The 6,899-nt window shown below is 74.2% G+C and carries 7 protein-coding genes; all 7 read left to right on the forward strand.

Annotated features, from left to right (window positions below; genetic code table 11):
- The coding region (locus ACOJUF_RS22220) for an excalibur calcium-binding domain-containing protein (protein ID WP_420123992.1) at window positions 1-892 on the forward strand (892 nt) is incomplete at its 5' end.
- 33 nt (window positions 893-925) lie between these two features.
- Complete coding sequence (locus tag ACOJUF_RS22225) at window positions 926-1,540, forward strand: NTP transferase domain-containing protein (protein ID WP_420123993.1); 615 nt, start codon at window positions 926-928, stop codon at window positions 1,538-1,540.
- 279 nt (window positions 1,541-1,819) lie between these two features.
- Window positions 1,820-2,824 carry an AAA family ATPase gene (locus tag ACOJUF_RS22230; protein WP_420123994.1) on the forward strand — a complete coding sequence of 335 codons (1,005 nt, stop codon included), beginning with the start codon at window positions 1,820-1,822 and terminating at the stop codon, window positions 2,822-2,824.
- 21 nt (window positions 2,825-2,845) lie between these two features.
- Window positions 2,846-3,835, forward strand: coding sequence for a DUF58 domain-containing protein (locus ACOJUF_RS22235; RefSeq protein ID WP_420123995.1), 990 nt, complete (start codon window positions 2,846-2,848; stop codon window positions 3,833-3,835).
- Window positions 3,826-4,797: a VWA domain-containing protein gene (locus tag ACOJUF_RS22240; RefSeq protein WP_420123996.1), complete on the forward strand. Its 972-nt coding sequence runs from the start codon at window positions 3,826-3,828 to the stop codon at window positions 4,795-4,797. Before ACOJUF_RS22235 ends, ACOJUF_RS22240 begins: the two co-directional genes overlap by 10 nt.
- 218 nt (window positions 4,798-5,015) lie before the next feature.
- Window positions 5,016-5,795: a 3-oxoacyl-ACP reductase FabG gene (gene fabG, locus ACOJUF_RS22245; RefSeq protein ID WP_420123997.1), complete on the forward strand. Its 780-nt coding sequence runs from the start codon at window positions 5,016-5,018 to the stop codon at window positions 5,793-5,795.
- Window positions 5,796-5,942: 147 nt separating this feature from the next.
- Complete coding sequence (gene fabI, locus ACOJUF_RS22250) at window positions 5,943-6,755, forward strand: enoyl-ACP reductase FabI (protein WP_420123998.1); 813 nt, start codon at window positions 5,943-5,945, stop codon at window positions 6,753-6,755.
- Window positions 6,756-6,899: the final 144 nt, after the last annotated feature.

The raw sequence follows: 6,899 nt of genomic DNA on the forward strand, positions 1-6,899 counted from the left end.
CGCGGCCCAGGCGGCGGCCGAGGCAGCCGCCGCGCAGGCCGCCGCGGAGGCCGAGGCCGAGCGTCAGGCGGCCGCGCAGGAGGCGGCCAACCAGGCGGCCCGCGCCGCGCAGGAGGCCGCGGCCAACTCCGGCGGTCCGTACTACGCGACCTGCGACGACGCCCGGGCCGCCGGCCGCGGGCCGATTCCGCGGGACGACCCGTCCTACCGCTCCGAGCTCGACCCGAACAACAACGGCGTGGCCTGCGACGGCGGGTCGTCCGGCCAGGCGGCCGCCGAGGTCAGCTACGCGACCTGCGACGACGCCCGGGCCGCGGGGGTGGCCCCGATGAAGCGCGGCGACCCCGGCTACCGGGCCGCGCTGGATCCGAACGGCAACGGGGTCGCCTGCGAAGGGACCGTGGCGGCGGCCCAGTCGACGTCCTACACCTCGGCCCGGTCCTCGTCGGGCAGCTCGTCCTCGCGAGGCCAGCAGGTCGTCGACGCGGCGATGCAGTGGCTGGGCACCACCTACGCGTGGGGCGGCGGCGACTACAACGGGCCGACCCAGGGCATCCGGGACGGCGGCGTGGCCGACCGCTACGGCGACTACGCCAAGGTCGGCTTCGACTGCTCGGGGCTGGCGCTGTACGCGTGGGCGCAGGTCGGCGTCTACCTGCCGCACTACTCCGTCTACCAGTACACCGGTGAGTCCAACAAGATCTCCCGGGGCGACCTGCAGCCGGGTGACCTGGTGTTCTTCGCCAACAACACCTCGGACCCGAGCACCATCCACCACGTCGCGATCTGGATCGGCAACAACCAGATCATCGAGGCACCCAGTTCGGGCAGCTACGTCAAGATCTCGTCGATGTACTGGGACGGCTACATCGGCGCGGTGCGGCCGAGCTGAGCCCGGCGGGTCCGAGCGGGCATCATCGTGCCCGTGAGCAACGGTCCGGCGGCGGCGATCGTGCTGGCCGGCGGGGGCGGGCGCCGGCTCGGCGGGGTGGACAAACCCGCCTTGCGGGCCGGCCGCCGGACCCTGCTGGAGGTGGCGCTCGGCGCCGTCCCGGGCGTCCCGACCGTCGTCGTCGGCCCGGCGCGGTCGGTGCCGTCGGGCATCGTCGTCGTGCGGGAGGATCCGCCGGGCGCCGGCCCGGCCGCGGCGGTGGCCGCCGGCCTGATCGCGCTGCCCCCGGCGCTGCCGGCCTTGTCGCCGGTGGCCCTGCTCGCCGCCGACCTGCCGGCGCTGGACACGGCCGCGATCGCAGCGCTGTGTGCCCGGCTCGACGAACCCGACGGACCGGCCGGCGCCGTCCTGCTCGACGCCCGGGGACGGTGGCAATGGCTCATCGGGGTCTGGCGCCTCCGGCCCCTGATCGACGCGGTGGGCCGGCGGAGCGACTGGGCCGGCCGGTCGCTGCGGGAGCTGCTGGGCCCGCTGGACGCGGTGCCGGTGCGCGGGCACGAACGGGCCGCCGTCGACGTGGACACCCCCGACGACCTGCCTTCGCTGGTCACCGGGGAAGCCCGGGAGGTCGATGGGGATCGCCTGTGAATCCCGGTCCGCGGCCCCGGCCGGTGGCCCGACCCGACGCCGGCGGTCCGGACAATGGCACTCTGGGGCAGTCTGGTGACGGGGCGGTCCGGCGACGGTGCCGATCACGCGGCCGGCCGGACGCGCAGCCGCGACACAGGAGGATCGTTGAGCACTGATTCGTCGAACGGGGGGACCGCCGGCCCGCCTCCGGGCGCTCCAGGGGGACGGACGACCGCAGCACCGCCCGCCGGCTTCCCGCCGGGCCCGGGCGGCCAGCACCGGCCGCCGGGCGCCCCGGTGCTGCCGTCCGCCGACGCGGCGCTGCTCGAACGCACCGTCTTCGAGGTCAAGCGGATCATCGTCGGTCAGGACCGGTTGGTGGAGCGCATGCTGGTCGGGCTGCTGGCCCGCGGGCACCTGCTGATCGAGGGCGTGCCCGGCGTGGCCAAGACGCTGGCCGTCGAGACGTTCGCCCGCGTCGTCGGCGGGACGTTCAACCGCATCCAGTTCACCCCCGACCTGGTGCCGTCCGACCTGCTCGGCACCCGCATCTACCGGGTGGGCCGCGAGCAGTTCGACATCGAGCTCGGCCCGGTGGTGGCCAACTTCGTGCTCACCGACGAGATCAACCGGGCGCCGGCCAAGGTGCAGTCCGCGCTGCTGGAGGTGATGGCCGAGCGCCACGTCTCGATCGGCGGCAAGACCTTCCCGATGCCCGATCCCTTCCTCGTCCTGGCCACCCAGAACCCGATCGAGAACGAGGGCGTCTACCCGCTGCCGGAGGCGCAACGCGACCGCTTCCTGTTCAAGCTGCTGGTCGACTACCCATCGCCCGACGAGGAACGCGAGATCGTCTACCGGATGGGCGTCACCCCGCCGTCGGCGAACCAGGTGCTGCCGATCACCGAGCTGGCCCGGCTGCAGCAGGTCGCGGCGAACGTGTTCGTGCACCACGCCCTGGTCGATTACGTCGTGCGGCTGGTGTTCGCCACCCGCACGCCGGCCGAGCACGGTCTGACCGACGTCGCGGGGTGGCTGTCCTACGGTGCGTCCCCGCGGGCCTCGCTGGGCATGATTGCCGCGGCCCGCGCCCTGGCCCTGGTCCGCGGCCGCGACTTCGTCGTGCCGCAGGACGTCATCGACGTCGCCGCCGACGTGCTGCGGCACCGGCTCGTGCTGTCCTACGACGCGCTCGCCGACGGCGTCCCGGTCGAGGCCGTGCTGACCCGCCTGCTCCAGGCGATCCCGCTGCCGCAGGTCAGCCCGTACGTGCAGCCGGGGCCGGTGCCGGTGACCGCCTGATGAGCGCCTGATGAGCGACTGATGACCGATACCGACATCCCGCCGAACCCCGGCGCGCCACCCCGGACCGCTGATCCGGCCCGGCTGGACGGCGCGCTGAGCACCCTGGAGCTGACCGTCCGCCGCCGGCTGGACGGGCTGTTGCAGGGCAACCACCTCGGCCTGGTGCCCGGTCCGGGCACCGAGCCCGGGGATGCCCGTCCGTACCACCCGGGCGACGACGTCCGCCGGATGGACTGGTCGGTCACCGCCCGGACCACCGAGCCGCACATCCGGCAGACCGTCGCCGACCGCGAGCTGGAGACGTGGCTGGTCGCCGACCTCTCCGCGTCCCTGGACTTCGGCACCGTCGGATGCGAGAAGCGGGATCTGGTGGTGGCCGCCGCGGCCGCCATCGGTCACCTCACCCGGGGCGGTGGCAACCGGATCGGGGCCGTCGTGGCGTCCGGGTCGACCCTGTCCCGGATCCCGGCGCGCGGTGGCCGGCCCCACCTGGAACACCTGTTGCGGGACCTGGCCACCCACCCTCGGGCCGAGCCGGGTGACCGGGGCGACCTGCGCACCGCCCTGGAGCAACTGCGCCGCCCGCCCCGCCGGCGCGGGCTGGCCGTGGTCATCTCCGACTTCATCGGGCCGGTCGACTGGGAACGCCCGCTGCGCGGGCTGTCCGCCCGGCACGACCTGCTCGCCGTCGAGATCATCGACCCGCGCGATCTCGAACTGCCCGCCGTCGGCCTGGTCACCCTGGTCGACCCGGAAACCGGCCGGACCAAGGAGGTCTCGACCTCGGGGCCGCTGCGGGCGGCGTTCGCCCGGGCGTCGGCCGAGCACCGGGCGCAGGTCGCCGGGGCGCTGCGCCGCGCGGGTGCGGCGCAGCTGACCCTGCGCACCGACGGCGACTGGATCGCCGACGTCCTGCGGTTCATCGTCGGCCGCAAGCGCGGGTGGACCGGGGCCGCCGCCCCCGGCACGCCGAACCGGACCCCGCGCGGCGGGGAGGCGTGGCAGTGATGGACTTCGCATCCCCCTGGTGGCTGGCCGCGGGCCTGGTCGTGCTCGCGCTCGGCCTCGGCTACCTGATCGCCCAGCGCCGCCGGCGCCGCAACACCGTCCGGTTCGCCAATCTGGAGCTGCTGGACAAGGTCGCCCCCCGGCGGCCCGGCTGGTGGCGGCACGTCCCGACCGCGCTGATCCTGGTCGGGTTGATGCTGCTCACCGTCGCCCTGGCCGGCCCGACCGCCGAGGCCAAGGAGCCCCGGAACCGGGCCGTGGTCATGCTCGACATCGACGTGTCGCTGTCGATGGAGGCCACGGACGTGGCGCCCAACCGGCTCGACGCGGCCAAGGAGGCCGCGCATTCGTTCGTCGACGAGCTCACCCCGGGCGTCAACCTGGGCCTGGTCTCGTTCGCCGGCATCGCCACGGTCCTGGTCAGCCCGACCACCGACCGCGCCGTGGCGCACCAGGCGATCGACGGGCTCAAGCTCGACGAGCGCACGGCGACCGGTGAGGCGATCATCTCCAGCCTCCAGACGATCGACCTGTTCTCCAAGACGCTGCCCACCGACGGCACCGACACCGGCCCGCCGCCGGCCCGGATCGTGCTCATGACCGACGGCAAGCGCACCGTCGGCCGGACCGAGCAGGATGCCGCCGAACGCGCGGCGCAGGCCAAGGTCCCGGTCTCGGTGATCGCATTCGGCACCGACAACGGCTCGATCACGGTCAACGACGAGGTCATCCCGGTCCCGCTGGACACGGAGGCGATGCAGCAGATCGCCCAGATCTCCGGCGGGGACTTCCACAAGGCGGCCACCGCCGACGAGCTCAAGTCGATCTACGCCCAGCTGGGCGAGCAGATCGGCTACGAGACCAAGCAGCAGGACGTGTCCAAGCCGTGGCTCATCGCCGGCACCATGCTCGTCGTCCTCGGATCGGCGGCCGCCCTGGTGCTGACCGCGCGCATCCCCTGACGCGCTCGCCGCCCGTTCCCCGGGCGGCGGGTCGGGACGCGCCTGCGTCCGCGCATTCGGTGGACGCGCGGCCCGGCGCGCCGGGCCGCGCCGCCCCTGGGCGGATAGGGTCTGACGCGGCAGCGGGACGGCGGTGCCCCGATCCTCCGTCCGGCGGCCGCCGCCCCGGGAACGCCGGGCCGGCAGGACGAGCCGGCAAGACCGACGGGATGGACGACGTGACCGAGGCAGCAACCCCCGCAACGAGCCCCTCCGCACCCGCCGACGCGGGGTCCGCGGCCGGGTCGACCCCGACCGGGCGGTCGGTGCTGGTGACCGGCGGCAACCGGGGGATCGGACTGGCCATCGCCCGGGCCCTGGCCGCGGCCGGTCACCGCGTCACGGTCACCCACCGCAGCGGCGAGCCGCCGGCCGGGCTGGCCGGGGTGATCTGCGACGTCACCGATTCGGCCAGCATCGATGCCGCCTTCGCCCAGGTCGAGGCGACCCAGGGTCCGGTCGAGATCCTCGTCGCCAACGCCGGGATCACCGACGACACGCTGCTGCTGCGGATGACCGAGGACACCTTCAGCTCGGTCATCGACGCCAACCTGACCGGCGCCTACCGGGTCGCCAAGCGGGCCGCCACCGGGATGCTCCGCAAGCGCTGGGGCCGGATGATCTTCATCTCCTCGGTGGTCGGGCTGTCCGGCGGGGCCGGGCAGGCCAACTACGCCTCCTCCAAGGCCGGTCTGGTCGGCCTGGCCCGGTCCATCGCCCGCGAGCTGGGGTCGCGCAACATCACGGCCAACGTGATCGCCCCCGGCTTCGTGGACACCGACATGACCAAGGCGCTGCCCGAGACCCGCCGGGCGGAGATCGTCGCCCAGGTCCCGCTGCGGCGCTACGCCGCCCCGGACGAGGTCGCCGCCGCGGTCGCCTTCCTCGCCTCCGACCAGGCCGCCTACATCACCGGCGCCGTCCTGCCGGTGGACGGCGGGCTGGGGATGGGCCACTGACCCGCGCCCGACCCGGTCGTCCGGCCGCCGCCCCGGCACGTGCCGTCACCGGGCCGCCGGATTCCCGCATCCGCACCACCGCATCGACCCGCCCGCATCGACCCGCCTGCACCCACCCGCCTGCACCGACCCGGAGGAACACACGCCATGGGCGATCATCTCGGCAGCGATCTGCTGGCCGGCAAGAACCTGCTGATCACCGGCATCATCACCGAGGCCTCGATGGCCTTCCACACCGCGCGGCTGGCCCAGCAGCAGGGCGCGAACGTGGTACTCACCGGCTACGGCCGGCTCTCGCTGGTGGAGCGGATCGCCAAGCGGCTGCCCGCCCCGGCCCCGGTGGTCGAGCTGGACGTCACCGACAAGTCCCAGCTGGACTCTCTGGCCGATCGGGTCGGCGAGCACGTCGACCGGCTCGACGGCGTGCTGCATTCCATCGGGTTCGCGCCCGCGACCGCCCTGGGCGGCGACTTCCTGGACTGCCCGTGGGAGGACGTCGCGACCACCGTGCACACGTCCGCGTACTCGCTCAAATCGTTGGCCGTGGCGGCGCTTCCGTTGATGACCGACGGCGGCAGCATCGTCGGCCTGGACTTCGACGCGCGGCAGGCCTGGCCGGCCTACGACTGGATGGGCGTGGCCAAGGCCGCCCTGGAATCGGTGACCCGCTACCTGGCCCGTGACCTCGGGCCGAAGGGGATCCGGGTCAACCTGGTGTCCGCCGGACCGATCAAGACCATCGCGGCCAAGTCGATCCCGGGCTTCTCCGACCTCGAGGACGGGTGGACCGGCCGGGCCCCGCTGGGCTGGGACACCGCCGACCCGACGCCGGTGGCCCGGGCCGCGGTCGCCCTGCTCTCGGATCTGTTCCCGGCGACCAGCGGGTCGATGGTCATGGTCGACGGCGGCTTCCACGCGGTCGGGTTCGGCAAGAAGGAGATCGGCCAGGAGGCCGGCTGACCGGTGCGGCCGGGCCGGCTCGCCCGGCCTCGACCGAGTGTGCAGGAGGTGCCCCATTACGCGTCGGAAAGGGGCACCATCTTCACACTCGGGGCGGGTCACCGGCTACCCGGGACCCGGGTCCCCGCCCACCCGCGGACCCCG

Source organism: Nakamurella sp. (genome assembly GCF_048594475.1).
GTDB lineage: Bacteria > Actinomycetota > Actinomycetes > Mycobacteriales > Nakamurellaceae > Nakamurella.

Bases quoted from the DNA above. Each gene is read 5' to 3' on its own strand.
- fabI (WP_420123998.1), top strand. From the start codon at position 5,943: ATGGGCGATCATCTCGGCAGCGATCTGCTGGCCGGCAAGAACCTGCTG.
- ACOJUF_RS22235 (WP_420123995.1), top strand. From the start codon at position 2,846: ATGACCGATACCGACATCCCGCCGAACCCCGGCGCGCCACCCCGGACC.